General features: G+C 62.4%; 21 protein-coding genes. 4 read left to right on the top strand and 17 right to left on the bottom strand.

The genetic code is table 11. The features are described 5' to 3' along the window. Positions 1 to 109: 109 nt before the first annotated feature. From ACFWEM_RS24035 to ACFWEM_RS24020, 4 genes are all read right to left on the bottom strand, one after another. Positions 110 to 1,642 carry a DHA2 family efflux MFS transporter permease subunit gene (locus ACFWEM_RS24035; RefSeq protein WP_378537663.1) on the bottom strand — a complete coding sequence of 511 codons (1,533 nt, stop codon included), beginning with the start codon at positions 1,640 to 1,642 and terminating at the stop codon, positions 110 to 112. Further along, positions 1,639 to 2,109 carry a MarR family winged helix-turn-helix transcriptional regulator gene (locus tag ACFWEM_RS24030; RefSeq protein WP_378537661.1) on the bottom strand — a complete coding sequence of 157 codons (471 nt, stop codon included), beginning with the start codon at positions 2,107 to 2,109 and terminating at the stop codon, positions 1,639 to 1,641. Before ACFWEM_RS24030 ends, ACFWEM_RS24035 begins: the two co-directional genes overlap by 4 nt. 88 nt (positions 2,110 to 2,197) lie before the next feature. Beyond that, entirely contained in the window at positions 2,198 to 3,163 is a 966-nt protein-coding gene (locus tag ACFWEM_RS24025; RefSeq protein WP_378537659.1) for an NADPH:quinone oxidoreductase family protein, read from the bottom strand. Between the two features lie 96 nt (positions 3,164 to 3,259). Beyond that, on the bottom strand, positions 3,260 to 3,916 hold the full coding sequence (locus ACFWEM_RS24020; protein WP_378537657.1) for a TetR/AcrR family transcriptional regulator C-terminal domain-containing protein: 657 nt from the start codon (positions 3,914 to 3,916) through the stop codon (positions 3,260 to 3,262). Positions 3,917 to 3,981: 65 nt separating this feature from the next. Here ACFWEM_RS24020 and ACFWEM_RS24015 point away from each other — a divergent pair, with 65 nt between their 5' ends. Together ACFWEM_RS24015 and ACFWEM_RS24010 are read left to right on the top strand one after the other, a co-directional pair. Further along, positions 3,982 to 4,971 carry an NAD(P)-dependent alcohol dehydrogenase gene (locus ACFWEM_RS24015; RefSeq protein WP_378537655.1) on the top strand — a complete coding sequence of 330 codons (990 nt, stop codon included), beginning with the start codon at positions 3,982 to 3,984 and terminating at the stop codon, positions 4,969 to 4,971. Between the two features lie 44 nt (positions 4,972 to 5,015). Next, positions 5,016 to 5,774: an acyl-[acyl-carrier-protein] thioesterase gene (locus tag ACFWEM_RS24010; RefSeq protein WP_378537653.1), complete on the top strand. Its 759-nt coding sequence runs from the start codon at positions 5,016 to 5,018 to the stop codon at positions 5,772 to 5,774. Here the strand turns inward: ACFWEM_RS24010 and ACFWEM_RS24005 are convergent. Next, positions 5,771 to 5,971 carry a hypothetical protein gene (locus ACFWEM_RS24005; RefSeq protein WP_003941897.1) on the bottom strand — a complete coding sequence of 67 codons (201 nt, stop codon included), beginning with the start codon at positions 5,969 to 5,971 and terminating at the stop codon, positions 5,771 to 5,773. The genes ACFWEM_RS24010 and ACFWEM_RS24005 overlap by 4 nt on opposite strands. A 73-nt stretch (positions 5,972 to 6,044) precedes the next feature. Here ACFWEM_RS24005 and ACFWEM_RS24000 point away from each other — a divergent pair, with 73 nt between their 5' ends. Further along, positions 6,045 to 6,542 (top strand): SixA phosphatase family protein, encoded by a 498-nt coding sequence (locus ACFWEM_RS24000; RefSeq protein WP_378537651.1) that lies wholly within the window; start codon positions 6,045 to 6,047, stop codon positions 6,540 to 6,542. Positions 6,543 to 6,555: 13 nt separating this feature from the next. Here ACFWEM_RS24000 and ACFWEM_RS23995 read toward each other — a convergent pair whose 3' ends face one another. Further along, on the bottom strand, positions 6,556 to 7,563 hold the full coding sequence (locus ACFWEM_RS23995; RefSeq protein ID WP_378537649.1) for an MsnO8 family LLM class oxidoreductase: 1,008 nt from the start codon (positions 7,561 to 7,563) through the stop codon (positions 6,556 to 6,558). A gap of 88 nt (positions 7,564 to 7,651) precedes the next feature. Here ACFWEM_RS23995 and ACFWEM_RS23990 point away from each other — a divergent pair, with 88 nt between their 5' ends. Continuing rightward, on the top strand, positions 7,652 to 8,038 hold the full coding sequence (locus ACFWEM_RS23990; protein WP_003942070.1) for a glyoxalase superfamily protein: 387 nt from the start codon (positions 7,652 to 7,654) through the stop codon (positions 8,036 to 8,038). Positions 8,039 to 8,136: 98 nt separating this feature from the next. Here ACFWEM_RS23990 and ACFWEM_RS23985 read toward each other — a convergent pair whose 3' ends face one another. The 11 genes from ACFWEM_RS23985 to ACFWEM_RS23935 form a co-directional block, all read right to left on the bottom strand. Further along, entirely contained in the window at positions 8,137 to 12,093 is a 3,957-nt protein-coding gene (locus ACFWEM_RS23985; RefSeq protein WP_378447188.1) for a DNA-directed RNA polymerase subunit beta', read from the bottom strand. A 118-nt stretch (positions 12,094 to 12,211) separates the two neighbouring features. Continuing rightward, positions 12,212 to 15,718, bottom strand: a complete 3,507-nt coding sequence (rpoB, locus tag ACFWEM_RS23980; protein WP_378447187.1) for a DNA-directed RNA polymerase subunit beta — start codon at positions 15,716 to 15,718, stop codon at positions 12,212 to 12,214. Between the two features lie 450 nt (positions 15,719 to 16,168). Then, the gene (locus ACFWEM_RS23975; protein ID WP_378537647.1) at positions 16,169 to 17,083 is read right to left on the bottom strand and encodes a hypothetical protein; all 915 of its coding nucleotides are present in this window, start codon (positions 17,081 to 17,083) and stop codon (positions 16,169 to 16,171) included. A gap of 45 nt (positions 17,084 to 17,128) precedes the next feature. Next, the gene (locus tag ACFWEM_RS23970; protein ID WP_308251467.1) at positions 17,129 to 17,857 is read right to left on the bottom strand and encodes a hypothetical protein; all 729 of its coding nucleotides are present in this window, start codon (positions 17,855 to 17,857) and stop codon (positions 17,129 to 17,131) included. 99 nt (positions 17,858 to 17,956) lie between these two features. After that, complete coding sequence (locus ACFWEM_RS23965; protein ID WP_378537644.1) at positions 17,957 to 19,204, bottom strand: MCE family protein; 1,248 nt, start codon at positions 19,202 to 19,204, stop codon at positions 17,957 to 17,959. Beyond that, positions 19,201 to 20,478: an MCE family protein gene (locus tag ACFWEM_RS23960; RefSeq protein ID WP_378447184.1), complete on the bottom strand. Its 1,278-nt coding sequence runs from the start codon at positions 20,476 to 20,478 to the stop codon at positions 19,201 to 19,203. The genes ACFWEM_RS23965 and ACFWEM_RS23960 overlap by 4 nt, the downstream gene beginning before the upstream one ends. Beyond that, positions 20,475 to 21,719: an MCE family protein gene (locus ACFWEM_RS23955; protein WP_378537642.1), complete on the bottom strand. Its 1,245-nt coding sequence runs from the start codon at positions 21,717 to 21,719 to the stop codon at positions 20,475 to 20,477. Before ACFWEM_RS23955 ends, ACFWEM_RS23960 begins: the two co-directional genes overlap by 4 nt. Continuing rightward, complete coding sequence (locus tag ACFWEM_RS23950) at positions 21,719 to 22,714, bottom strand: MCE family protein (protein WP_230812152.1); 996 nt, start codon at positions 22,712 to 22,714, stop codon at positions 21,719 to 21,721. Before ACFWEM_RS23950 ends, ACFWEM_RS23955 begins: the two co-directional genes overlap by 1 nt. Further along, positions 22,711 to 23,790, bottom strand: a complete 1,080-nt coding sequence (locus tag ACFWEM_RS23945) for an MCE family protein (RefSeq protein WP_378447182.1) — start codon at positions 23,788 to 23,790, stop codon at positions 22,711 to 22,713. Before ACFWEM_RS23945 ends, ACFWEM_RS23950 begins: the two co-directional genes overlap by 4 nt. Further along, positions 23,787 to 25,148, bottom strand: a complete 1,362-nt coding sequence (locus ACFWEM_RS23940) for an MCE family protein (protein WP_230812150.1) — start codon at positions 25,146 to 25,148, stop codon at positions 23,787 to 23,789. The genes ACFWEM_RS23945 and ACFWEM_RS23940 overlap by 4 nt, the downstream gene beginning before the upstream one ends. Further along, positions 25,145 to 26,005: an ABC transporter permease gene (locus ACFWEM_RS23935; RefSeq protein WP_230812149.1), complete on the bottom strand. Its 861-nt coding sequence runs from the start codon at positions 26,003 to 26,005 to the stop codon at positions 25,145 to 25,147. The genes ACFWEM_RS23940 and ACFWEM_RS23935 overlap by 4 nt, the downstream gene beginning before the upstream one ends. Between the last annotated feature and the right edge of the window lie 2 nt (positions 26,006 to 26,007).

Here is a 26,007-nt window from a genome sequence, read left to right as displayed (position 1 = left end):
GTAACTGATCAAACATTCAACCATCCCGCTGTATTCCACGGCAAAAGGTGAGGGCGGCACACATGATGTGTGCCGCCCTCACCTGGTCAAACTTTGTACCGGAAACCGGTCAGTGCATAACGATCGGCGCTGCCGTCTCGCCCTCGGCCACCGGCCTGGTGGTCTTGCTCCGCGGCAGGAAGAACGCCGGGATGAGGGTCAGGACGATCAACACGGTGGCAACGAGGAAGGTGTTGCCGAATGCGTCCGACGCTGCGCTGAGAATCGAATCGGCCGCAGACTCTTGCGGGCTACCCGGCTCGGTCGGAATGTGCGACGCCGCTCCGACCATCGTCGTATCGAGGCCACGATCGAGGAGCTGGTTGGTGAGAACCACCGACATCACAGCGGTACCGATCGAACCTGCGGTCTGCTGAACGATGTTCATCAGGGTGGAACCGCGAGCGATCTGCTCGTTGGAAAGCGTCACGATGGCTGCGGTCATCAGCGGCATCATGGTGCAACCCATGCCGAGGCCCATGACGAACAGCGCGCCCATCAGCAACCACGTCGGCGAATCCGAGGCGACCTGTGTGAAGACACCCAGACCGATCAGAATCAACGGCAAACCGGTCAGGACGATCTTGCCCGGGCCGATCTTGTCGACCAGCCGGCCGGCAATCGGCATCGTGACCATGGCACCGAGGCCCTGCGGAGCCATCAACAATCCGGCAGCGAGCGTGGTGTGACCGCCGACCTGAATGAAGTAACTCGGGAAGAGCAGACCGGCTCCCATGAAGGCGACAATGAACAACGATGTCGTGATGACGGCGGTGGTCAACTGGCGGTTCTTGAACAGGTGCAAGTCGATCAGCGGGTGATCCTTGTTGAGCGCATGGAACACGAAGGCGATGATCAGCGCCAGACCGATACCGGCCGACACCAGAACCCTGGCCGAGGCAACGGTCCCCACCTCGGGGATGGACGACACACCGAACAGGAACAGCGCGAGGCCGGGTGACAGCAGAATCATGCCGAGGAAGTCGAAGGACTCCGAAGGCTTCGCCTTGTCGGACGGCAGAATGATGAATGCTGCTGCCAACGCGATGATGCCGATCGGCAGGTTGATGAGGAAGATCCAGTGCCAACTCGCGGCCTCGATCAGCCAACCACCGAGGATCGGACCACCGATGGGGCCGAGCAGCATCGGGATACCGAGAACTGCCATGACGCGACCGACGCGGTCCGGACCGGCAGCCCGGGTCATGATGGTCATACCGAGCGGCATCAACATGCCGCCGCCGAGGCCCTGGAGCACACGGAAGCCGATGAGCGAGGTGATGTCCCACGCCATCGCACAGGCGACCGAACCGAGCACGAACAGCACCAGGGCCGTCATGTACAGGCGCTTGGTACCGAATCGATCTGCTGCCCAACCCGTGACCGGGATGACCGTCGCCAAGGCAAGGGTGTACGCCGTCATCGTCCATGCGACGGTGGCGTACGAGGTCTGGAAGTCCTCGGCAAAGGTGGTGAGCGCGACGCTCACCACGGTTACGTCGAGAATCGACATGATGGCGCCGAGCACCACCACGGACGCAATCTTGAGGACCGCCCCGTCGAGTTTGTCAGGCGCCGTTGCCGGCGCGTTCGGCGATGTCATCGCGAAGTCTCCTGGGTAAGTGCTCGCAGATAGTCACCCGCGAGAATGGGCTTGAGAGCCTCGAACAAACGAATTCGCTCTGGCTCAGGAACACGCGACGCGAAATCACGAAGCTGGCCGCGCTTGCACTCGATGTGGTTGGTCGTCACCTTACGACCGGCCTCCGACAAGGAAACCCGCTTGACGCGCCGGTCCCGCTCGTCTTCACGGCGATCGACCAGGCCCATGTTCACGAGCTGGTCGATGTTTCGTCCCGTAGCTGCCACCGAGAGCCGAAGCTCCTCGGCAACCTCGTTGATCGGGATCGCCGCATCACGTTGTGCAAGTACGAACAGCACACGCACCTGAGAGAACGAGAGATCCAGCTCGATCAACGCATCGATCGACTCCGAATCACCGGCGCTCATCAGGCGAGTGAACAACTCGTCGAGTGCTCCAAACAGGTCATCAGAATCGGAAGCGATCACCTGGCAAATGGTAGTGCGGTTGCAACTATTGCCCAAATGAAAACATGTTGCAACTTATTATTTGGTGAGCGCCATCACGTTGCCGACATCATTCCTGCAGCAAAATGGCCTTTCCGAGAACTTTGCCGCTTTCGAGATCAGCGAGGGCAACCGCAGCGTCCGCGAGCGGATACCGTGCCTTGACCAGGGGTCGCAGGCCGTTTCGGACGTGGTCGACCAACGATGCGTGCACCTCGGCTACCGCTTCGGGATTGGTGCGTGTGAATTCGCCCCACGCCGCCCCGACAATGCTGATGTTCCGGAACAGCACCCGGTTCACCTTCACCTCGGGAATACCGCCGCCGGCGAATCCGATCACCACAAGCCGTCCTTCGGGTGCCAGAACACGAACCGCGTCGTCGAACGCGTCGCCGCCCACCGGATCCACCACGATCTGAGCACCGACACCGTCGGTCAGTTCCCGAATCCGCTCTCCCCATCCCGGGGCAAGCGCGACAACCTCGTCGGCACCGAGCTCACGAAGAAAGTCCTCTACACCCTCGCGTCGTACTACCGCGATCACCCGGGCGCCGTGCGCCTTTGCCAATTGAATGCTTGCCGTTCCGACGCCACCCGCTGCGCCGAGCACAACCACCGTCTCCCCCTCGACGATCTTTGCGCGACGAGCGAGCGCGAACTCCATCGTCTGATAGTTGATGATCAGCGAAGCCGCCTCGTCGAATGCGAGTCCGTCCGGAATTCGAAGTACCTGCGCTGGGTTCACGGCAATCCGCTCCGCATAGCCGCCCAGATATGCGGCTGCCAGAACACGATCACCCGGAGCGAAACCCGAACCCTCGGGCGCAGAGACCACGACGCCCGATATCTCCGCTCCGGGAATGAACGGCGGTTCCGGCCGGATCTGATACTTGCCGTAGGTGATCAGTAGGTCCGGAAAGCAGACGCCACTGGCCTTCACGTCGATGAGGACCAGACCTTCAGCTGCGGGCTCGGGAACCTCCTGCGCGACAATTCCTTCGGGACCGGTCAGTTCCGTAACCACCATTGCGCGCACAGAAAGCTCCTCTTCGGGACATCTGAAATTCGGGACATCTGAAATCTGGACCGGTAACCCGGTTTTTCTCGACCTTAACCCGGTACTCACGTCAGATCATCGTTCGCTCCCGATGTGCAGTCGTTCGAGTCCGTCGAGAATCAGATCCAGACCGAAAGCGAATTCGGCAGCGTAGCTGTATCCCGGCGCCAGCACGTGCTCGGTGGTCAACTCGGCCAGGTGCGGATACTGACCGCTCTCGAACGATCCCATGATCGCGTTCGCCAGTTCCGTCGTCTCCTGCGCAGTTTCGAACGGCAAGCTCACCTCTTGCAGCACGAAGCCGTAGATGTACGCATCCATGATCGAAAAGGCATGCGCAGCAAGGGCGACCGGAAATTCGGCGGCGCGTAGCGTCCCGATCACTGCGTCGTGGTGACGCAACGTCGCGGGACCAGGCGTCGTTCGAGACTCCATCAACGGAGTTGCCCAAGGGTGCCTCCCCAATACTGCACGAGTGGAAACCGCTCGCGCGTGAAGTTCCGTTCGCCATGGGCGTCCTGGCGTCGGCAGGTCGATCTCCGCAAAAACCGCGTCGACCATTCCGTCGAGCAGGTCACCCTTGTCCGACACGTGGTTGTACAGAGACATCGCCTCGACGCCCAGTTGCGTCCCCAGTTTGCGCATCGTCATCGAGTCGATCCCCACGGAATCGGCCAGTGCGACGGCACCGCCTACGACGTCGTCCCGGGTCAATCTCGCACGCTTCTCCACATTGACAGAACTTACACCGTAAGTGTAATACTTACGGTGTAAGTACTCGACGAACGGAGACTCGCATGGCACAGGAACTGATGACCGCCGTCGTGCAGGATCGCTACGGCGAAGCCGATGTCCTCTACCTCGATCGCATTCCGCGCCCCACCGTCGCCGACAACGAAGTGCTGATACGCGTCGAGGCTGCGTCTGTCGACAGAGGGGCCTGGCACCTCATGGCCGGGTTGCCATATCCGTTGCGCCTCGCGGGATTTGGACTGCGCGCACCCAAGAACCGGGTTCGCGGACTGGACGTCTGCGGTCGCGTCGAAGCCATCGGCAGTTCGGTTACCCGCGTGGCAGTCGGCCAGGAGGTGTACGGGATCGCGGTCGGTGCTTTCGCGGAATATGCGTGCGCGCTCGAATCGAAGATTGCCGCAAAACCTGCCCGGTTGTCGTTCGCGCAAGCGGCAGCAGTACCGGTCTCCGCCCTGACGGCACTGCAAGCGGTGCGCGATCACGGTCACGTGGAGGCGGAGCAATCTGTCCTCGTCCTCGGTGCATCCGGTGGCGTAGGAATCTATGCGGTCCAAGTCGCCAAAGCCCTCGGGGCGCACGTCACCGGCGTATGCAGCGCATCGAAAATCGATACCGTCCGCGCTCTCGGAGCCGACGAGGTTCTCGACTACCGCATCGACGACGCCACCGACGGATCACATCGGTACGACGTCATCATCGACACCGGCGGCAACCGCCGACTGCGAGACCTACGACGAGCACTCACACGCACCGGAACTCTCGTCATCGTCGGCGGCGAGAACGGTGGACGGTGGCTCGGCGGAATCGATCGTCAAATCCGCGCACTGTGCTTGTCTCCGTTCGTATCTCAGAAGCTCGGGTCTTTGATGGCTTCGGAGAACACCGAGGATCTGGAGGTGCTGACGGCAATGATCGACACAGGTGTCATCACCCCGGTGATCGACTCGGTTCATACCCTCACCGACACCGCCGTCGCTGTGGCACGGATGGTCGACGGCTCCGGCTGCGGAAAGCAGATAATCGCCACTCGCTGAAAAGCCTGACAGAATCGGCTCACTCCAGCGAACAGGAATCTCACGTGAACCCAGATCTCACGCTCGCGCAGCAGCCAGACAGAGGACCGATCTTCGTCAAGTCCCGCCCGGTACGCACCGGCGACATCGACGTCGCCAAACAGGTCAGGCTCGACGCCGTCGCCCGCTACCTGCAAGACATCGGCAACGACAACATCGAGGCCGCCGGGGCCATCGACACACACCCGCTCTGGATAGTGCGTCGCACCGTCGTCGACGTCGTCCGGCCGGCAATCTGGCCGGAAGAGTTGACCATGACTCGCTGGTGCTCCGGCTTCTCCACGAGATGGGCGAACATGCGCGTGCGCTTCGACGGCAGCAACGGCGCGCTGATGGAAACCGAAGGCTTCTGGATCAACATCAGCGCCGAGTCGGGCATGCCCACCCGGATGAGTGACGACTTCATGCGGCCGTTGGAAGAATCCACCGACGAGCATCGCCTGAAGTGGAAGCGTGTCCTCGCCGAGAACGCACCGGAGGTGGACGACGCCGGTGTTCTCGACACGCCGTTCGCTCTGCGCGCCACCGACATCGACCCGTTCGACCACGTCAACAACGCCGTCTACTGGCAAGCGGTCGAAGAGGTCCTCAGCGCTCGCACAGAACTGCGTACCGTTCCGCATCGAGCGCTGATCGAGTACCTCTCCCCCATCGTCTCCAGCGACGACGTCGTCCTGCGCAGTCGCGTCGACGACAAGACCGTCACGGTCTGGTTCCTGGTGGGCGAAGCGCTCCGCGCAGTTGCGCAGGTGAGCGCCCTCTAACGCAGTTTCTGGGTCGCGACTGCCGCGACACCGAAAACCAACGCGAGAAGAATCGCGGCCCAAAAACCGAAGAGCCACCACACCACACCGAAGACCACCACTGCCGGGGCAACGGTGATGAACGCGATGGTGGGGCTTTCGCGTACCACCTCGAGTGCGGTTCGGGCATTAGTTCGATCAAGCTTCTTACCGGCCATCGAAAACCTCCTTCAAGGTCCTGACCATCCAGAGTAACCGGACTGACGGGCATAAAGCGGATACCGTGAACGCATGGCCGACCACCGCACCCTCGTCCTCATGCGACACGGCAAGTCCAGCTACCCCGAGGGCATCCGAGATCACCAGCGTCCACTCGCCGAACGGGGCCTGCGCGAGGCCCGCATCGGCGGCGAATGGATCCGCGAGAACGTCCCGCCCGTCGACGCCGTTCTGTGCTCCACCTCCCGGCGGACCGTCGAAACCCTTGCCTCGACGGGTATCGAGGCGCCCGCCGGATTCGAGAAGTCCATCTACGGCGGCTCACCCGCCGACGTGATCGCAGCTGCGCGCACCACGTCGGACCACGTCAAAACACTCCTGATCGTCGGACACGAACCCGGGATCCCGTGGACTGCACTCGATCTGGCGTCGAACGAAAACTCCGAAGCGGCCCAACGTATCCGGGACAAGTTCCCGACTTCGGCGATCGCGGTCCTCTCGGTACCGGTGCCGTGGACCGAACTCGACGACTCCGTCGCGACGCTGCTCGAGTTTCACGTACCCCGCTAGATCGACCACACCGCTAGATCACCTCACGCAGCAGTCGGTCCGAAAGTGCAAGCGCGTCACGGTCGTACGTCGACGTGGACGCGAGCAATTCGTCGGCACCGGTCCGCTCGGCCAGATCGTGAAGCTGCTGCTTCACCTCGACCGGCGTCCCGTGCAGCGCCGACGCCATGAAAGACTCGATACGCCTGGCGTTTCGATCACTGCGCGGTGCGCGCCTGATCTCATCGGGTGACGCCAGCGGCGGAAACTCCCCTGTCCGAGACGATTCGGCCAGCGCGTACGCCTCCGGGATCAGCAACTCACGTGCCGCGTCGGTGGTGTGGGCAACCGCCACCTCGAGGGAAACCATCACAAAGGGTTCGGGATGAGCGTCGGTGGGCCGGAAATCTCGGCGGTACTCGTCCAATAGATCCACCCGATCGGTGCCGCCGATTCCGAGTATCGGCCCACCCACGACCACCGGAAGCCCCAGCTGCGCTGCCACTTTCAAGCCTGTGCGCGTGGCGAGCACGAAGATCGGGACTCCAGTCTGCGACGCCGGCCGTGCCGTCACCACGGCGGATCCGTCCAGGTAACGCCTCACCTCGTCCAGGTCCGACACAAACGTGTCCGGCGCGTCCTTGCTGCGTCGTAGTGCCTGACGAACAGGCTCCGTGAACCCCAGCGATCGGCCGAGGCCGAGATCGATTCGCCCCGGGTAGAGAGCCTCCAGCATCAGGAACTGCTCGGCGACGATCAGTGGTTGGTGATTCGGCAGCATGACCCCACCGCTGCCGAGTCTGATATCGCTCGTATGCGCGCCGATCGCGGCGAGCAGTACTGCCGGCGACCCGCTCCCGATCCCGGGCACCGCGTGATGCTCGGCGACCCAGAACCGGTGGTAGCCGAGAGCGTCGGCGTGCGCGGCACGTTCGAGCGAATGCGTCAGAGCAGCGGAGTCGGGGTATCCGCTCCTGGTTCGGGATCGGTCGAGAAGTGAGAGAAGCACTCTCGGAGCAACAAGCAATTCGGAAAGTTTCATCCGGACGCCGAACGAGGACCGTTTCTGACCGCAATACCCGCAACACTGGACCTGTCGCCGGAATTCACCATCACATGAAGGGCACGTCATGGACATCAAGCTCGAACTGGTCGCCATTCCCGTCACCGACATCGACCGCGCCAAGGACTTCTACGTCCGCCTCGGCTTCAATGCCGACCACGATCACACGGTCAGCGAAGACCTGCGATTCGTCCAGTTGACCCCACCCGGCTCTGCCTGCTCGATCTGCATCGGCAAGGGAATCACCGACGCGGAGCCCGGCTCGGTCGTCGGCATGCAGGTGGTGGTCAAGGACATCGAAGAGGCTGAGCGCGAGTTCAAGAGCCGCGGCATCGACATCAGCCCGATCGACGACCAGGCTTGGGGCAGATTCATCTACTTCGCCGACCCCGACGGCAACAAGTGGGCCGTCCAGGAGATCGTCATCCCGGACCTCAGCGGCAGTAACTCCTGAAACCGCACCTCCGAAACGAAGAAATCCCCCGCCTGATTCAGGCGGGGGATTTCTCACGACCTAGCGCTTAGCGGTAGTCGTCACATGCGACTACCCGACTAGCGGTAGTCGTTGCTGAAGCCGTAGTCGTCCAGCGGAACTGCAGCACCGGTGTTCTGGCCGAAGCCGTCCGGGCTGTAGTACTGGTCGTCGTACGACGGCACTGCGTAAGCAGCGGCGCGCGCCTCTTCGGTGGGCTGAACCTGGATGTTGCGGTAACGGTTGATACCGGTACCGGCAGGGATCAGCTTACCGATGATGACATTTTCCTTCAGACCGATCAGCTTGTCCGAACGGCAGTTGATAGCCGCGTCGGTCAAGACACGAGTGGTCTCCTGGAACGATGCCGCGGACAGCCACGAATCCGTCGCGAGCGACGCCTTCGTGATACCCATGAGCACCGGACGGCCGGCTGCGGGCTCGCCACCCTCGGCGACAACGCGGCGGTTTGCCGACTCGAACTCGGCGCGCTCGGTGAGCGAACCGGGCAGGAACTCGGTGGCACCGGAATCGATGATCGTCACGCGACGAAGCATCTGGCGCACGATGACCTCGATGTGCTTGTCGTGGATCGACACACCCTGGCTCCGGTACACCTCCTGGACCTCGTTGACCAAGTGGATCTGAACCTGACGCGGACCCATGACTCGCAGAACCTCGTGGGGATCGGCAGCACCTTCCATGAGCTGCTGTCCGACCTCGACGTGGTCACCGTCAGCCAAGAGGCTTTCGCGACCGTCGGCGTGCTTGAAGACGCGCAGACGCTGACGCTTGCTGAGCTTGTCGTAGACAACCTCTTCGCCGCCGTCGTCCGGAACGATGGTGATCTTGTAGAAACGATCGCCGTCTTCGAGCTGTACCCGACCGGTGACGTCCGCGATGGGAGCCTTGCCCTTGGGCACACGTGCCTCGAACAGCTCCTGGACACGCGGCAGACCGCCGGTGATGTCATCTCCTGCGACACCACCCTGGTGGAAGGTACGCATGGTCAGCTGGGTACCGGGCTCACCGATCGACTGAGCGGCGACAATACCGACAGCCTCACCGATGTCGACCAGCTTGCCGGTGGCCATCGAGCGGCCGTAGCAAGTGGCACAAACGCCGGTGCCGGTGGTGCAGGTCAGGACCGAGCGGACCTTGACCGTCGTGATGCCGGCCTCGAGCAGAGCATCGATCGCGGGGTCACCGAGATCGTGGCCACGCTCGACGATGACGGTGCCGTTCGCGTCGACTGCATCGGCCGCCAAGGTACGGGCGTACGTGCTGGTCTCCACGTGAGCATCGCGGATCATCGTGCCGTCGGCCTGCTTCTCGGCGATCGTGGTGACGATGCCGCGCTCTGTTCCACAGTCGACCTCGCGGACGATGACGTCCTGCGAAACGTCCACCAGACGACGGGTCAGGTAACCCGAGTCGGCGGTGCGGAGTGCGGTATCGGCCAGACCCTTACGAGCACCGTGCGTGTTGATGAAGTACTCGAGAACGGTCAGGCCTTCCTTGAAGGAAGACTTGATCGGACGCGGGATGAACTCACCCTTCGGGTTTGTCACCAAGCCCTTCATACCGGCGAGCGAGCGAACCTGAGTCATGTTGCCGGCTGCGCCGGACTTCACGATCATCGGGATCGGGTTGCTGTCGGGGAAGTGAGCCTCCATGGCCTTGCCGACCTTGTCGGTCGCTTCCTGCCAAATGGTGACCAGAGCGCTGTTGCGCTCCTTCTTGTCCAAAGCACCACGCTGGTACTGCTTCTCGATCTTGTCGGCCTGAGCCTCGAAGTCCTCGATGATGGCGGGCTTCTCCGGCGGCACGAGCACGTCGGAAATCGAGACCGTGACACCCGAACGGGTGGCCCAGTAGAACCCGACGTCCTTGAGCTTGTCGACGGTCTGTGCAACCACGATCATCGGGTACCGCTCGGCGAGATCGTTGATGATCGTCGCCTGGCGCTTCTTCGGCATCTGCTCGTTGACGAACGGGTAGTCCGCCGGAAGCAGCTCGTTGAAGAGCACACGGCCGAGTGTCGTGGTGGCGGTCCAGCCGTCACCGTAGTTCCAGCCCTCGGGGAACAGTTCGTTCTCGAGGTCGCGCGGCGGACGCTGCTGCGTCAGACGCACCTTGATCTGAGCCTGTACCGAGAGAGCACCGCGGTCGACCGCCATCTGAGCCTCGGCGGGCGAGGAGTACACGCCCTGCTCTGCCTCGTCGTTGGTCGGAGCAATGAGCTCACCGGTGACACCCTCGTCGAGACGGGTGAGGTGGAACAGACCCGTGACCATGTCCAGACGCGGCATGGCGAGCGGGCGACCCGAAGCAGGCGAGAGGATGTTGTTCGAGGACAGCATCAAGATGCGCGCCTCGGCCTGAGCCTCTGCCGACAGCGGGAGGTGAACAGCCATCTGGTCACCGTCGAAGTCGGCGTTGAAGGCCTCACACACCAGCGGGTGGAGCTGAATGGCCTTGCCCTCGACAAGCTGCGGCTCGAATGCCTGGATACCCAGACGGTGCAGCGTAGGTGCACGGTTGAGCAGCACGGGGTGCTCGGCGATGACCTCTTCGAGGACGTCCCACACCTGGACGCGCTTGCGCTCGACCATGCGCTTTGCCGACTTGATGTTCTGCGCGTGGTTCAGATCGACCAGACGCTTCATCACGAACGGCTTGAACAGCTCGAGAGCCATCAGCTTGGGCAGACCACACTGGTGCAGCTTGAGCTGAGGACCGACGACGATCACGGAACGACCCGAGTAGTCGACGCGCTTACCGAGCAGGTTCTGACGGAAACGACCCTGCTTGCCCTTGAGCAGATCGCTCAGGGACTTCAGCGGGCGGTTACCCGGTCCGGTGACCGGACGTCCACGACGACCGTTGTCGAACAGGGCGTCGACCGACTCCTGCAGCATCCGCTTCTCGTTGTTGACGATGATCTCGGGAGCACCGAGGTCGATCAGTCGCTTGAGGCGGTTGTTGCGGTTGATGACTCGGCGGTACAGGTCGTTGAGGTCGGACGTCGCGAAACGTCCACCGTCGAGCTGAACCATCGGGCGAAGCTCCGGCGGGATCACCGGAACAGCGTTGAGGACCATGCCCATCGGCGAGTTGCCGTTGGTCTGGAAAGCCGCAACCACCTTGAGGCGCTTGAGAGCACGCAGCTTCTTCTGGCCCTTGCCGCTGCGGATGGTCTCGCGAAGAGACTCTGCCTCGGCGTCGAGGTCGAAGTTCTGCATCAGGATCTGGATGGACTCTGCGCCCATCGCACCCGTGAAGTACTCGCCGTAACGGTCGACCAGCTCGCGGTACAGCAGCTCGTCGATGATGAGCTGCTTGACGCTCAGCTTGGTGAAGGTGGTCCAGATCTCGTCGAGACGATCCAGCTCACGCTGCGCGCGGTCACGGAGCTGACGCATTTCGCGCTCGCCGCCGTCCTTGACCTTGCGGCGGACATCGGACTTCGCGCCCTCTGCCTCGAGCTCCGCGATGTCGGCTTCGAGCTTCTGCGCACGTGCCTCGAGATCGGCGTCGCGCTGATCTGCGACGGTCTTCTTCTCGACCTGCATCTCGGCTTCGAGGGTGGACAGCTCGTTGTGACGGAGCTCCTCGTCGACGCCGACGATGACGTAGGCAGCGAAGTAGATGATCTTTTCGAGATCCTTCGGAGCCAGGTCGAGCAGGTAACCGAGACGGCTCGGAACACCCTTGAAGTACCAGATGTGCGTGACCGGTGCGGCCAGTTCGATGTGACCCATGCGCTCACGACGAACCTTGGCGCGAGTGACCTCGACGCCACAGCGCTCACAGATGATGCCCTTGAAGCGGACACGCTTGTACTTACCGCAGTAGCACTCCCAGTCCCGGGTGGGGCCGAAGATCTTCTCGCAGAAGAGGCCGTCCTTCTCGGGCTTGAGCGTGCGGTAGTTGATGGTCTCCGGCTTCTTGACCTCGCCGTAGGACCAATTGCGGATGTCCTCTGCACTGGCCAAGCCAATGCGGAGTTCATCGAAGAAGTTGACGTCGAGCACGTAACTTCCTTTCCCCGTTGGGGTTACGGTTGCCGGTCACCCGGCAACCTGACTGCCAATTCAAATGTGAACTACGCCCCCGGGCCGCTCTTTCGAAGAACAACCCGGGGACCGAAACCTAGTTCGCGAGGTCGTCGACCGTCGCAGCTTCGTTCCTAGACAGGTTGATGCCCAGGTTCGCTGCGGCCCGCTCCAAGTCCTCGTCGTCGCCGTCCGCCATCGTGATGGCCGCGCCGTCCGAGGACAGCACCTCCACGTTGAGGCAGAGCGACTGGAGCTCCTTGAGGAGCACCTTGAACGACTCGGGGATGCCGGGTTCGGGGATGTTCTCGCCCTTGACGATGGCTTCGTACACCTTGACTCGACCGACCACGTCGTCCGACTTGATGGTCAGCAGTTCCTGCAGCGTGTAAGCCGCGCCGTAGGCCTGCATCGCCCAGCACTCCATCTCACCGAAGCGCTGGCCACCGAACTGGGCCTTACCACCGAGAGGCTGCTGCGTGATCATCGAGTACGGACCGGTCGAACGAGCGTGGATCTTGTCGTCGACCAAGTGGTGCAGCTTGATGATGTACATGTAACCGACCGAGACCGGGTACGGGAACGGCTCGCCGGAGCGGCCGTCGAACAAGGTGGCCTTTCCGTCGGGTCCGACCATCTGCTCGCCGTCACGGTTCGGCAGCGTCGCGCCGAGGAGACCGGTGAGCTCGTCTTCCTTCGCACCGTCGAACACCGGGGTGGCGATGTTCGAGTCGGCCGGAGCGGACAGCATCTCTTCCGGCAGGGTCGCAGCCCAGTCGGGACGAGAGCCGTCGGACGCGATCTGAACGTTCCAGCCGGTCTTGCCGATCCACCCGAGGTGGGTCTCCAGGACCTGACCGATGTTCATACGACGCGGGACGCCGTGCGTGTTCAAGATGATGTCGACAGGCGTGCCGTCCGAGAGGAACGGCATGTCTTCCTGCGGCAGGATCTTGCCGATGACGCCCTTGTTACCGTGGCGGCCGGCGAGCTTGTCGCCGTCCTGGATCTTGCGCTTCTGTGCCACGTACACGCGGACCAACTCGTTGACACCGGGAGGCAGATCGTCGTCTTCGTCACGCGAGAACACGCGGATTCCGATGACCTTGCCGGTCTCACCGTGAGGAACCTTGAGGGACGTGTCACGAACCTCGCGAGCCTTCTCACCGAAGATGGCGCGAAGGAGGCGCTCTTCGGGGGTCAGCTCGGTCTCGCCCTTCGGCGTGACCTTTCCGACCAGCACGTCGCCGTCACGAACCTCGGCACCGATACGGATGATGCCGCGCTCGTCGAGGTCAGCGAGGACCTCGTCGGAGACGTTCGGGATGTCGCGAGTGATTTCCTCGGCACCGAGCTTGGTGTCGCGGGCATCGATCTCGTGCTCCTCGATGTGAATCGAGGTCAGGACGTCCTCTTCCACGAGACGCTGCGACAGAATGATCGCGTCCTCGTAGTTGTGGCCTTCCCACGGCATGATCGCGACGAGCAAGTTCTTGCCCAGCGCCATCTCACCGTTCTCGGTGCAAGGGCCGTCGGCCAGAACCTGGCCGGCCTCGACACGCTGTCCCTCGTCCACGATCGGACGCTGGTTGGCGCACGTGCCCTGGTTGGAACGCGCGAACTTGCGCATCCGGTACGTCTTGCGGCTTCCGTCGTCAGCCATCACCGTGACGTAGTCCGCGGAGATCTCCTCCACGACACCGGTCTTCTCGGTGATGATGACGTCGCCGGCATCCACAGCTGCACGCAGCTCCATGCCGGTTCCGACGAGAGGTGCCTCGCTGCGAACCAGCGGGACAGCCTGACGCTGCATGTTCGCGCCCATCAGGGCACGGTTTGCATCGTCGTGCTCGAGGAACGGAATCATCGCGGTAGCGACGGACACCATCTGACGCGGCGAAACGTCCATGTAGTCGATGTCGGAGGACGCGACGAACTCGACCTCGCCACCCTTACGGCGGACGAGAATCTTCGAGTCGGTGAAGCGACCCTCACGGTCGATGGCCGAGTTGGCCTGCGCGACCACGTGGCGGTCTTCTTCGTCGGCGGTCAGGTAGTCGACGTCATCCGTCACCTGTCCGTCGACGACGCGACGGTACGGGGTCTCGATGAAACCGAACGGGTTGACGCGGGCGTAGACCGACAGTGAACCGATCAGGCCGATGTTCGGGCCTTCCGGGGTCTCGATCGGGCACATGCGGCCGTAGTGCGACGGGTGAACGTCGCGAACCTCGAGGCCGGCGCGCTCACGGGACAGACCACCCGGGCCGAGGGCGGACAGACGACGCTTGTGCGTCAGCCCCGACAGCGGGTTGTTCTGGTCCATGAACTGCGACAGCTGGGAGGTTCCGAAGAACTCCCTGATCGCAGCGACGACGGGACGGATGTTGATCAGCGTCTGAGGCGTGATTGCCTCGACGTCCTGCGTGGTCATGCGCTCACGAACCACGCGCTCCATGCGGGACAGGCCCACGCGGATCTGGTTCTGGATGAGCTCGCCGACCGTACGCAGACGACGGTTGCCGAAGTGGTCGATGTCGTCGACCTCGACGGGAACCTCGACGCCGCCCGGAGCCGTCATCGAGGTGTCACCTGCGTGCAGACGCACGAGGTACTCGACGGTGGCGACGATGTCTTCTTCGGTGAGCGTGGATGCAACGATCGGCTGACCCGCGTTAAGGCCGAGCTTCTTGTTGATCTTGTAACGACCCACGCGAGCGAGGTCGTAGCGCTTGTCCTTGAAGAACAGGTTCTCCAGCAGAGTCTGCGCGCTCTCCTTGGTGGGGGGCTCGCCCGGACGCAGCTTGCGGTAGATGTCGAGCAACGCCTCATCGGTGCCGGCGGTGTTGTCCTTCTCCAGCGTGGCCATGAGGATCTCGGAGAAGCCGAAGCGCTCCGTGATCTGCTCGGTGGTCCAGCCGAGTGCCTTGAGCAGGACGGTGACAGGCTGACGACGCTTGCGGTCGATACGGACACCAACGGTGTCGCGCTTGTCGACGTCGAACTCGAGCCATGCGCCGCGACCCGGGATCACCTTGACGCTGTGCAGATCCTTCTCGGTGCTCTTGTCGACGCTCATGTCGAAGTACACACCGGGGGAACGCACGAGCTGCGAGACGACCACACGCTCGGTGCCGTTGATGATGAAGGTGCCCTTGTCGGTCATCATCGGGAAATCTCCCATGAAGACCGTCTGGCTCTTGATCTCACCAGTGTTGTTGTTGATGAACTCCGCGGTGACGAACAACGGCGCCGCGTAGGTCATGTCCTTGTCTTTGCACTCGTCCGTCGAGGCCTTGACCTCGTCGAATCGAGGGTCGGAGAAGGACAGCGACATAGTGCCGTTGAAATCCTCGATCGGAGAAAGCTCCGCGAGGATGTCCTCGAGACCACCGGACACTGCATTGTCGCCGAGTGCCGCTGCTCGTTCGCGCCAACTCTGCGCGCCGATCAGCCACTCGAACGAATCTGTCTGTACGTCAAGAAGCCCGGGAACTTCGAGGGGTTCGCGAACTTTCGCGAACGAAACCCTCTTCGGGGCTCCGGGGATTCCGGAAACTGCCTTGGTCTGGCTAGAGACTGCCAAGATGCGTCCTTCCAGCACCTCACGCGGGCCGCTCCGTGCTGTTGCGACCGCCGCTGTATCTGCTTCGAATTTCGCTGGTTACAACCCGAACGAAACCCGTCGCAGAAAGCAAGAAGTACTTGACTTCGCAGCGGTTGAGACGAGGGGTGGACAGGAGGCAGCCAGCGCAACGTCCAAAAGTACACCCTTACTCTGGAAATGTCGAGTCGGGTGTAACTGAGGGTCGAATTCAGATACTGACGTGAGACTGCCGATCACTCGTCCGTGCATGTTCACCGATCAGAGTGGACCTTGCGGACCGCTCCGTCAAGGGCGAGAGCGCGTGTCGCAGCATTCGAACATTCGTGACGCGCATTCGAACACTGCCACCGGGAGTGTAGCCAGCAACGGCATCACATACGAAAAATCTGGACCGACATCGTGCGTCGATCCAGATCTTCGCGCTGCTACGCAGGGGCTACTCGCGTTCTACTGGTCGCGAATCTCAGAAATCAGCCAGTTTCCGTCCTGCTTCTCCAGGCTCACGATGACCATTCCTGAGCGAGAGTCTGCCGCCACGCCGTTCTGCGTCGAGCTGACGTTCAGTTGGGCGAGCAACTGCGCCCGGTCCTTCTCGAGCCGTGTGATCCCGATCAGCGGGACATCAGCGGTCGTTGCCGTCTGGGTTTGTTCGACGCCGGCCTTCTGCGTGTCCTTGTACTGCGTCAGCTGATCGCGCATCGACTGGTTCAGGCCCTGGACACCCTTGTCGAAATCGGCGTCGAACGTGTCGGGAGAGAACGTGAAGACTGCAGCCAACGCCGACGGCGTCACACGAAGAACCTCAGCCGTGGCGCCTTCGTCCACCCAGGCGATGTCGTCCGTCTTCGCGCCGACTTTGAAGAAGGCGATGCCGGCGATGATCGCGACGATGACCGCTGCTGCCCCCAGGATCGCGACCAGGCGCCAGCCGACCCTGGATGGTGGGGAGGTTGTCGCCGACTCCCCCGCGTCCGTCTCCGGGGCAGCGGGGGCCTTCGACTCTTCGGAAGCGGCCTTCGGTTCGTCGGCGACGGTCTTCGCCGGCTTGGTGAGATCCGGGGCTGGTGTGGATTCCGGGTCGTCGGATTCAGACTTCGCCGGCTCGGCACTGGAGGCTTGCGCCTTCGCGAGGTTCGGCTTCGCTGATTCAGGTGTCGCTGCTTTGGGAGTCACTGCTTCGGGAGTCACTGCTTCCGGAGCCGCTGCTTCTGGTGTCGCTGCTTCCGGCTGCTCGATAGTGGGCTCGACCGGATCCGAATCGGACGTCCCCGCGGGGACGTTGAGCGAGCGAGCGCTTCCCGCGATCTTCGGCCGACGGTTCTGCGGGGAGGACGGTCCGCCGGTACGACGTTTGGGTGGCATTACGCGCTTCTCCTTCGAGGGATGTCGGTGTGCAGGTTCGAAGAACTACTGGCCACCGGAATCACCACCCTCGGTTGTCGGTGCAGGAGCACTGGATGCGGGTGCTTCGGTCCCCGAGCCGGGGGCGGGCGTCGCATCGGGTGCCGGCGTGGAGCCGTCGGCAGCCGGCAAAGTGCCGGAGCCGAGGTCGACCCGCGATCCGACCGGATCGGCCGACTGCGCCTTCCAGACCCCGTCCACCTCGACCATTCCGAGCCGCATCCCGAGCTGGTTCTTGACGAACTGGTTGCCCTGCGTCGTGGTCACTCGAACGACGACCAGAGCCGTGGCGGTCCGATCATCGGTGTTGAGTTCGGTCAGAGCGGACTGCACAACCTCGGTGTCAGCCTTCGAGCCGGAGTTACGCAATTCGTCGGTGATCGAATCCTGAACGGTCTGCAGATACGTCGTCATCTCGTCACCGGTCACCGAGGAACGCATGTTCTCGATCGACTGGTCGAGATTGGCCGAGTCCGCGTTGTTGAGATTGATCGCGACTTGCTGCGCACCGATCAGCGCGTCGTCACGCATCTCGGCGGTGGTGCGGTCGGTGGTCAGCGCCCGAACGTACGGGACGCCGAACACACCGAGCGCAACCACTGCCGCCAGAAGCAAGACACCGACCGCAATCAGAGACGCTGTCAGTCCCTTCGGTTTGCCGGTCGTCGGCGTTCCCGCTTCGACTTGCTCGGGCCCGCCGGACTGCGGGGAACTGTTTCTCTGAATCACACTCACTACCCTACTTACCTGTTTTGCCCAGCCTCTGGCCGCGAATCGTCAACTGCCACAACTCAGTAGCCTGAACTGCACAAACTCGATCACATTCGGATCGGTCTACTTCGGTGTCACTCCGAGCATCGGCGCCAACTGCGTCGCGATCGGGTTGAGGTTCAACTTGTCCGGATCGACCTTCGGCTTGAAGTCCCAAGGCTGGATCGTGTCGGGGTCTGCGTAGATCACACGGTTGGCACTACGGACACCCGTCTCGCTGCCCAACGGCACCTCACACGACGCCGCGGTGTTGAGCGGGAAATCCTGCTGGGTGTCGTCGAAATTGGGATTCTGACGCTTCATGTCGTCCAGGATCGCCATCGTGCCTTCGTAACCCACCGTGCACGAGAGCGGATTGTTGGTCTCCAGCACCAAGCCCTGATGGACCGTTCCGTCGCCGGGAGCAACCGTCGGTGCGGCAGCGGCAAGGCCAGGAAGGAAGATCAGGAACGGCTGCAGCGCGATCGTTCGCGGCGCAAGTGTCTTGGTAGTGGCCGCCAGATTGGTCAGGTCGGTCGTCAGGCTCGGACCGCCCTCGTTGATGAGGGCACCGATCTGATCGCTGGCCGGAATGCCGTTGTCGATCAAACGTCGAATGTCCGGGTCGCTGGTACGCAACTGCGCCGTGACAGCGTCGAGATCGGTACTGAACTGCTTGATCGCGGAGGACTGATCCGACTGCGTCGTCAGAACCGTCTCGCTGTTGCGAATCAGCGCGAGTGTCTGAGGCAGAGTGTCGAGACCGGACTGCGAGAGACCGGACAACGAATCGGCCAGGACCTGAATGTCCTCACCCTTGCCGTTGAACGCGGCACCGAGTTCGACGGCGACGGTGTGGAGTGCGTCGACCGGCACGGACTTGACCAAGCCGTTTGCACTGGTCAACACATCCTCGATCGGGATCGGAGTTGTGGTGTCCCCCACCGCAATCACCGACCCGTCCTCGAGGAAAGGTCCCTGATCGGTATCGGGCTGAAGATCGACGTACTGCTCACCGATGGCGGAGCGGTTAGCCACGACGGCACGGGCCGACGAGGGAATCTCCGGAGCACTGTTGTCGATCTTCAGGTCGACCTGAATTCCGTCCTCGGTCAACGACATGTCGCCCACTCGGCCGACCGGAACGCCGCGGTACGTCACTTCGGCGTTGGTGAAAATTCCACCGGACGTGGCCAATTCGGTCTTGACCGTGTACTGCCCGAACCCCATGAGGTTGTCCAGACGCACGTACTTGGCACCGACGTAGATGAGACCCAGAAGCGCAACCAAGACAAAGCCGACTAGCTGCCATTTGACCAGAGCTGATCTCACTGTCCATCACCACCGATTCCGAACTGTTCCAGCATTCCCTGGATGGGGTTGAGCGGATCCGCCGCCGGAGCGGGGGTTGCCGGGTCACCGGCCGTTGTCGCGGGAAGACCGGCGACGACGGGGATCTGCGGCAGGATCGGAGCGATCGGCAGCAGTGACACCGTCGGCCAACCCGGCCGCGGTCCGTTGCCGTTGTAATACGGGTTGGACGGATCGACTACCGGCTTGGGATTGCCGAACTTCGGCTGACGGTATTCCGGTTCACCCTGTCCGACACCAAGACCCGAGAGAGTATTGCCGATCTGCAGGTCGACGCTCAGGAAGAGGTTCACCGAACCACCCTGCGCAATCTTCTCGACACCGTCCGGGAACGGGAAGGTCGGGAGAAAAGGAAGTGCCCCGACGAAGTCGTCACCGGAGTCCGCAAGCGCCTGAAGCGTCGGACGAAGGGCCTGAAGATCAGCGATCAGATCGTCCTTCGACTGCGTGAGGACGTCGGTTCCCACTGTTCCGAGTCGATCCACCTGAGCGAGCATCTGCGTCAACTGCGGACGCTGCTCGTTGAGAACCTGTGTCGCAACGGGCAGTTCCTCGAGAATCTTGCCGATCTTCTCGTTCTGATCGTTGACTCGACTCGACAGCACGTCGAGTCCGTCGAGCGCGCGGGTGATGTCGTCACGCTGCTCGTTGAGTCCACCGATGAGAGTGTTCGCCTGCTCCAGCAGACTCCTCGTCTTGCCTTCGCGGCCGTCGAACGCGGCCCCGAGTTCTTCGACGATGGGCTGCAACTGGCCGACACCGCCGCCGTTGAGGAGCAGCGACAACGCGCCGAGAACCTGCTCGATCTCGGTGGCGTGCCGGGTGCGATCGAGCGGGATCAGATCGCCGTCGGCCAGCTTCGCAGAGTCCGGGCCTGACGGCGGGGCCGACAGCTGGATGAACTTCTCGCCGAGCAGGTTCGTCTGCTCGACCGCGGCAATTGCATTGGCGGGCAGATCAACCGACGAGTCAAGGATGATGCCGACGTCCGCGGTCCATCCGTCCGGTCCGACCGATACGTCGTCGACGCGACCGACAGGAACGCCGTCGACCTTCACAGCGGACTGCGGAACAAGGTCCAGGACATCGTCGAACTGAATGGTCAAGTGCATCGGATCGGATCCCACATCAGGACCGCCGGGAAGCGGGACAGCGTAGATCCCCTCGGACGAGCAGGCGGTTGCCGAGATCAGGACGGCGCACAATCCGGCGCCGACTATCAATGAACGCTTCACTCGCCCTCCCCGTTTCCACTGGTCAGTCGCGGTGACACGACGCCGGGCACAGTGCCCGGAACTACCTGCATCTGTCGTTCGGAACCGGCAAGGATGCCGAAGGGAAGGTTCAGGCCTGCAGCCTGATTGGCTGCGTCGGTCATCGCTGCGACGTTTGCGCACTGGTCGATGGCCGGTTGCATCTGCCGTCCCAACGCCTCGAACCGCGGATCACCAGGCAATAGTTTGCCGAGGTCCATCAACTTGCAGAGCACTCCGGCCGGGTTCTGAAGATCAGGGAACGCCAGACGTGAAGCGAGCACACCTGATTCGGCGTCGTACGAGTTGACCAGGTTGGAGATCGCCAACGGAAGCATGGTGAGCGTGTTGGCCAGGGCTTCCTTGTTGTTCGCCAATGTCTGTGTCGGTTCGACGAGACCCTCGGTTGTCTGGACCAGTTGATCGCGGTTGTCGGCCACGAACTTCGCGACGTCGCCGAGTGCGATCGAGAGCTGATTCAGGGCGGCACCGAGATCGTCGCGTTCACCTGCCAAGAATCCGGTCAGGTCCGACAACTGAGTGTTGAACTGACGCACCTGCTGATCGTTGGCCGCGAGCGCACCCACGAACGTATCGAGGTTCTTGATGGTGAGCGAGATGTTGTCACGCGAATCGTTCAGCGTCCGTGCGGCATCCGAGAGGTTGGTGATGCTGTCCCCCAACGCTTCACCGTTGCCTTCGAGGTTGGCCGCGCCGGCCTCGACGAAATCGGACAGCGCACCGTTCTTGTTGGCACCTTCGGGACCGAGTGCCGACGCGAGTTCGTCGATGCTGGAGTACAACTGGTCGACCTCGACGGGCGTCGCCGTCTTCTCGAGCGGAATGACTGCACCGCTGGACATCTTGTCGCCGCCGGTGAAGACCGGAGTCAACTGGATGTAACGGTCGGCAACCACCGAAGGAGTGATCTGTGCGGCGCTGGCGCCGGCGGGGATGTCGATCCCACGATCGACACGCAACTCGACCTTGACCTGATCTCCCTGAGGTTCGACGGATTCGACGGTGCCGACCTTGACACCGAGAACACGAACGTCGGAACCGTCGTAGATACCCACCGACTTGTCGAAGTAGGCGGTGATCTTGGTCGTTCCGGCGCGCGTGAACACCCACCACAGTGCGCCACCGATGACGAGTAACCCGATCAGAACAGCGGCGATGATCGCGACCGAACGCTTCTTGGAGCCGCTTCCAGTGTCAGCCATCAGTTGCCTCCCAACGTACGAACGGGGTCACGGTAGCCCGGAATATCCGGCAGACCCGGCGGAAGGAGGTTCACGACGACCTGGTCGAACCAACGGCCGTTGCCGACCACGTTGGCGTACAGCCGAATGAAGGGTTCGTAGAGCTTCAGTGCCTTGTCCAAGTTCTCGTTGTTGGCCTTCAAGATGTCGATGACGCCGTTGAGCTGCGTCAACGCCGGCCCGATTGCCGCCTCGTTGTCGCGAACGAGACCGGTGAGCTGCTGCGAGACTCGCTGAGTTCCGGTGAGCAACTGCGAAATCGCCTGCTGACGATTGTTGAGCTCCTGCACCAGAAGTCCGCCGTCTCGGATGAGCTGCGTGAATTCCTTGTTGCGATCAGCAAGGATCTGGGACGTCTTCCCGGTCGCGTCGAAAAGCTTCTGCAAGTCCTGATCGCGGCTCGCGATCGTCTGGGACAACCGGCTGACACCGTCGAGCGAGGCTCGCACGTCGCCAGGTGTCTCGGAGAAGGCTTGGGACAACGTCTCCATGCTCTTCGCCAACTGGTCGGTGTCGATGTCGCCGACCGTGTCCGCCGCGGCCGAGAAAGCCTGAACGACGTCGTACGGAGACGTGGTGCGCTCGAGCGGGATCCGGTCCTTGGGATCGAGGTTGTCGGTTCCGCGCGGATCGAGTGCGAGGTACTTCTGTCCCAGAATCGTCTTGATCTGGATGGACGCCGAAGTTTGATCGCCGACCCACGCGTCGCTGACCTTGAAATCGACGAGTACACGATCTCCGTCGAGATCGACGGAGGTGACCTTTCCGACTTTCACTCCGGCGATACGAACCTCGTTGCCGGGCTTGAGCCCGGCGGCTTCGGAGAACTCCGCGGAGTAGGACGACCCTGCCCCCACGAACGGAAGCGAATCGAGGAAGAATGCTGACAAAGTGGCCAACAGCACCACGAAAATACCGATGGCTCCGGCCATTGCCGGACTGCGACGTTTACTCATCGACCTTGCAACTCCCTCATACCGTCTTGAGTGCATCGCGTGGCGGCATTGGTGTAGATCGGCTGGTTGACCGTCGGCAGGCCGGTGGGCAGATTCAGCGACGCAGACTGTCCGGGACCGGCGACGATGTCGATTCCACACAGGTAGAACTGGAACCAGGAACCGTAACTCGCGACGCGAGCGAGCTTGTCGAGCTTGACCGGCAAGGTCTCGAGCACCGCATTCACGTCGTCACTACGACGGTTGAGTGTGGTCGCCAAGGTGTTGAGTGCCGTGATCGAGCCCTGGATCGACGGCCGCGTCGGCTCGAGCAGATCGGCTGTCGCGTCGGTCAGGCCGGCGAGTGAGGTGACGGCCGAACCGACCACACCACGCTCGTTGGCCAACCCGGTGACCAGTTGCTGGGTGTTGACGATCAGCGAATCGAGGTTCTTGTCATTTGCGTTGACGGTGTCGAGAACGTCGTTGAGGTTCTTGATCACCGCGCCGATGACAGCGTCCTTGTCGGCAACGGTGTTGGTCAGGCTCGCGGTGTTGCGTACGAGCTCACTGATAGTTCCCGACTCACCCTGGAAGACCTGGATGATCTGGTACGACAGCTTGTTCACGTCGTCGGCGCTCAGAGTGGTGAACAGCGGCTTGAAGCCGTTGAAGAGCGTCGTGAGGTTGACCGCCGGGCGCGTCTGCGCCAGCGGCAAGGTGTCGCCGCCGGTGATCTTCTTGCCCTGGCTACCTTCACCTTGTGAAAGCGAGATGTACCGCTGCCCCACCAGGTTGCGGAACCGGATCGTGGCGATGGAACTCGCCGGCAACCAATCACGGTCGGACACCGAGAACTGCACCTCGGCCTGGTTGTCGTTGACGATGGCGATCTTCTCGACCTGCCCGACACGAACTCCGGCAATGCGTACCTCGTCGCCCTCGTTCAGCGAGGTGACGTCGGAGAAGACGGCGTTGAACTTGGTACCGCCACCGCCTCCGAGGTTGGCGATACTGGCTGCCAGCAGTCCTGTCGCCAGGACCGTCACCACCACGAAGATGATGAGCTTTGTCAGCGGAGCTGCGAGTCCTCTCATTGGACGCTCACCTCCGCACCGGCGAATGCCGGAGCACTGACCATTGTGGTCCACGCCGGAACGTCGTCCGGCGCAACACCGTTGGCCTGTCCGTAGATCACCTTCAACGTATCCTCTTCGAGTCGCGAGCCCGCGTAGCCGGCCTGCTGTGCAGGACCACTGTTGTTGGTCGAGAAGAGCTGCGGTCCGGAGCCCTCGGGTGCGGGCAGGAATTCCATGGTCGCGGGTCCTGGGTTGCGGGACGGCACCTGGTAGGAACCGTCACCGTACGACCCGCCGGGGTACTGCGGGAACGGGCGACCGGGCTCGGTGACGTTGTCGTAGCAAACCGGGCCGCGGTTGTCGACGAGCCGGGGCTCGTCCTGGTTGGGCAGGTAGCGGCCCTTGGGGTTCACGATCTGAATACTCGCACGCACACCGGGATTGGGCGCGTCGGTGGACAGAATCTTGGCCGCTTCCGGAGCAGTGTCCGAGAAGCCCTTGAACGTGCACCCGAAGGTCGGCGAGTACTGCGCCAACAGCTGGAGCGCTTCGGTCGAATCTGCAGCCAGCGTGATGATCGAGGACGAGTTCGTCTCGAGGAATGCTGCTGTGTTCGACGAGGTCGCGGTGAGCGACGCCAGCAGTGTCCGCAACTGATCCTGCTTCTGCACCACCGTGTTACCCGTGGTCCGCAGATTGTCGAGAGCGTTGACCAGATCGGGCGCAGCGTCCGAGTACGTCTGGGAGAAGTCCGCGAACTTACGCAGATCCTCTTGCACGGCAGGTAGTTCGGTGTTGACGCCGCGGAAGATCTCTTCGAGACGATCGACGGTCAAACCGAGCTCGGCACCGCGTCCCGTCAGGCCCTGAGCGAGAGACCCGAGAGTGTTCGCCAGATCCTGCGGCGGAATGGCCTGCAGGAGTGGGAGCAGCCCGTCCAGAACGTCACCGACCTCGACAGCGTTGCCGCTCTTGTCCTGGTGAATCACCGTTCCCGCGGAAATCGGGGTCGCGGTGGTTCCCTCCGGAATGATCAGGGAGACGTATCGCTCACCGAACAGCGTCTTCGGAAGCAGACGTGCCGTGACGTTGGACGGAATCAGATCAGCCTTGTCCGGTTCGATCGCGAGGACCGACGTGACCTGGCCGTCTTTCGTCGACGCGGACCGCACCTCGCCCACCAGCAGCCCACGGACCTTGACGTCCGCGTTGGGCGGCAAAGCATTTCCGACGGTGTCGGTCACGAGGTCGATCTTCACGACGTCCTTGAACGTCTTGTTGAAAGTTCCGATGGTGAAGGCCAGGAACAAGGCCAACACCACGAAGAACACGAGTCCGAGCACACGGCGGCGCAGGACTGACGGAGCCTCGATCATCCGGCCACCCTCACTGTCGTCGTGGTGCCCCAGATTGCGAGGCTGAGGAAGAAGTCGAGAACGGCGATCGTCACGATGGCGGCGCGAACAGCGCGGCCGACGGCCACGCCCACGCCTGCGGGACCACCCGAGGCGTGGAAACCGTAGTAGCAGTGGATCAGGATCAGCACGAAGGCGAAGACCAGGACTTTCGCAAACGAATACAGCACGTCCTGCGGTGGCAGGAACAGGTTGAAGTAGTGGTCGTACGAGCCCGTCGACTGCCCGTTGAACACCGTACTGATCACTCTGGAGGCGAGGTACGCCGCAAGCAGACCCACGATGTACAGCGGGATGACGGCGACGAAGCCGGCGATCATGCGCGTCGTGACCAGGAACGGCACCGAAGGCACCGCCATGACCTCGAGTGCGTCGATCTCCTCGGAGATTCGCATGGCGCCGAGCTGAGCTGTGAATCCACAACCCACCGTGGCCGAGAGCGCGAGGGCCGCAACGATCGGAGCGATCTCACGGGTGTTGACGTAGGCGGAGAGGAAGCCGGTCAGAACCGAGCTACCCAACTGCTCGAGGGCGGCGAAGCCCTGAAGACCGACGACGACACCGGTGAATCCCGACATCATCGCGATGACGCCGATCGTTCCGCCGATGACTGCGAGCGCACCGCTACCGAACGTCACTTCGGCGAGCAGCCGAAGCGTCTCCTTCCGGTACCGGTGCAGGGTGCGCGGAGTCCACGCGATTGCGCGCGCGTAGAACGACATCTGCTCGCCCGCGCGGTCCAACGCGTTCAATGGAATCTTGGCAACTTTGCGGCTCTTCAGCAGGAACTGATCGCCGCGGCCTCGTGCGATGGTCATTT

Origin of the sequence: Rhodococcus sp. NPDC060176 (genome assembly GCF_042728675.1) — a bacterium.
Lineage (GTDB): Bacteria > Actinomycetota > Actinomycetes > Mycobacteriales > Mycobacteriaceae > Rhodococcus_F.
The sequence above is the reverse complement of the archived record's forward strand: the minus strand, read 5'-3'. Positions and strand labels throughout refer to the sequence as shown.

Excerpts from the sequence above, each read along its gene's own strand:
- ACFWEM_RS24035 (WP_378537663.1), bottom strand. The coding sequence starts at position 1,642 with ATGACATCGCCGAACGCGCCGGCAACGGCGCCTGACAAACTCGACGGG.
- ACFWEM_RS24015 (WP_378537655.1), top strand. The coding sequence starts at position 3,982 with ATGGCACAGGAACTGATGACCGCCGTCGTGCAGGATCGCTACGGCGAA.
- ACFWEM_RS24005 (WP_003941897.1), bottom strand. The coding sequence starts at position 5,971 with ATGGCCGGTAAGAAGCTTGATCGAACTAATGCCCGAACCGCACTCGAG.
- ACFWEM_RS24000 (WP_378537651.1), top strand. The coding sequence starts at position 6,045 with ATGGCCGACCACCGCACCCTCGTCCTCATGCGACACGGCAAGTCCAGC.
- ACFWEM_RS23995 (WP_378537649.1), bottom strand. The coding sequence starts at position 7,563 with ATGAAACTTTCCGAATTGCTTGTTGCTCCGAGAGTGCTTCTCTCACTT.
- ACFWEM_RS23990 (WP_003942070.1), top strand. The coding sequence starts at position 7,652 with ATGGACATCAAGCTCGAACTGGTCGCCATTCCCGTCACCGACATCGAC.
- ACFWEM_RS23975 (WP_378537647.1), bottom strand. The coding sequence starts at position 17,083 with ATGCCACCCAAACGTCGTACCGGCGGACCGTCCTCCCCGCAGAACCGT.
- ACFWEM_RS23955 (WP_378537642.1), bottom strand. The coding sequence starts at position 21,719 with ATGGCTGACACTGGAAGCGGCTCCAAGAAGCGTTCGGTCGCGATCATC.
- ACFWEM_RS23950 (WP_230812152.1), bottom strand. The coding sequence starts at position 22,714 with ATGAGTAAACGTCGCAGTCCGGCAATGGCCGGAGCCATCGGTATTTTC.
- ACFWEM_RS23945 (WP_378447182.1), bottom strand. The coding sequence starts at position 23,790 with ATGAGAGGACTCGCAGCTCCGCTGACAAAGCTCATCATCTTCGTGGTG.
- ACFWEM_RS23940 (WP_230812150.1), bottom strand. The coding sequence starts at position 25,148 with ATGATCGAGGCTCCGTCAGTCCTGCGCCGCCGTGTGCTCGGACTCGTG.
- ACFWEM_RS23935 (WP_230812149.1), bottom strand. The coding sequence starts at position 26,005 with ATGACCATCGCACGAGGCCGCGGCGATCAGTTCCTGCTGAAGAGCCGC.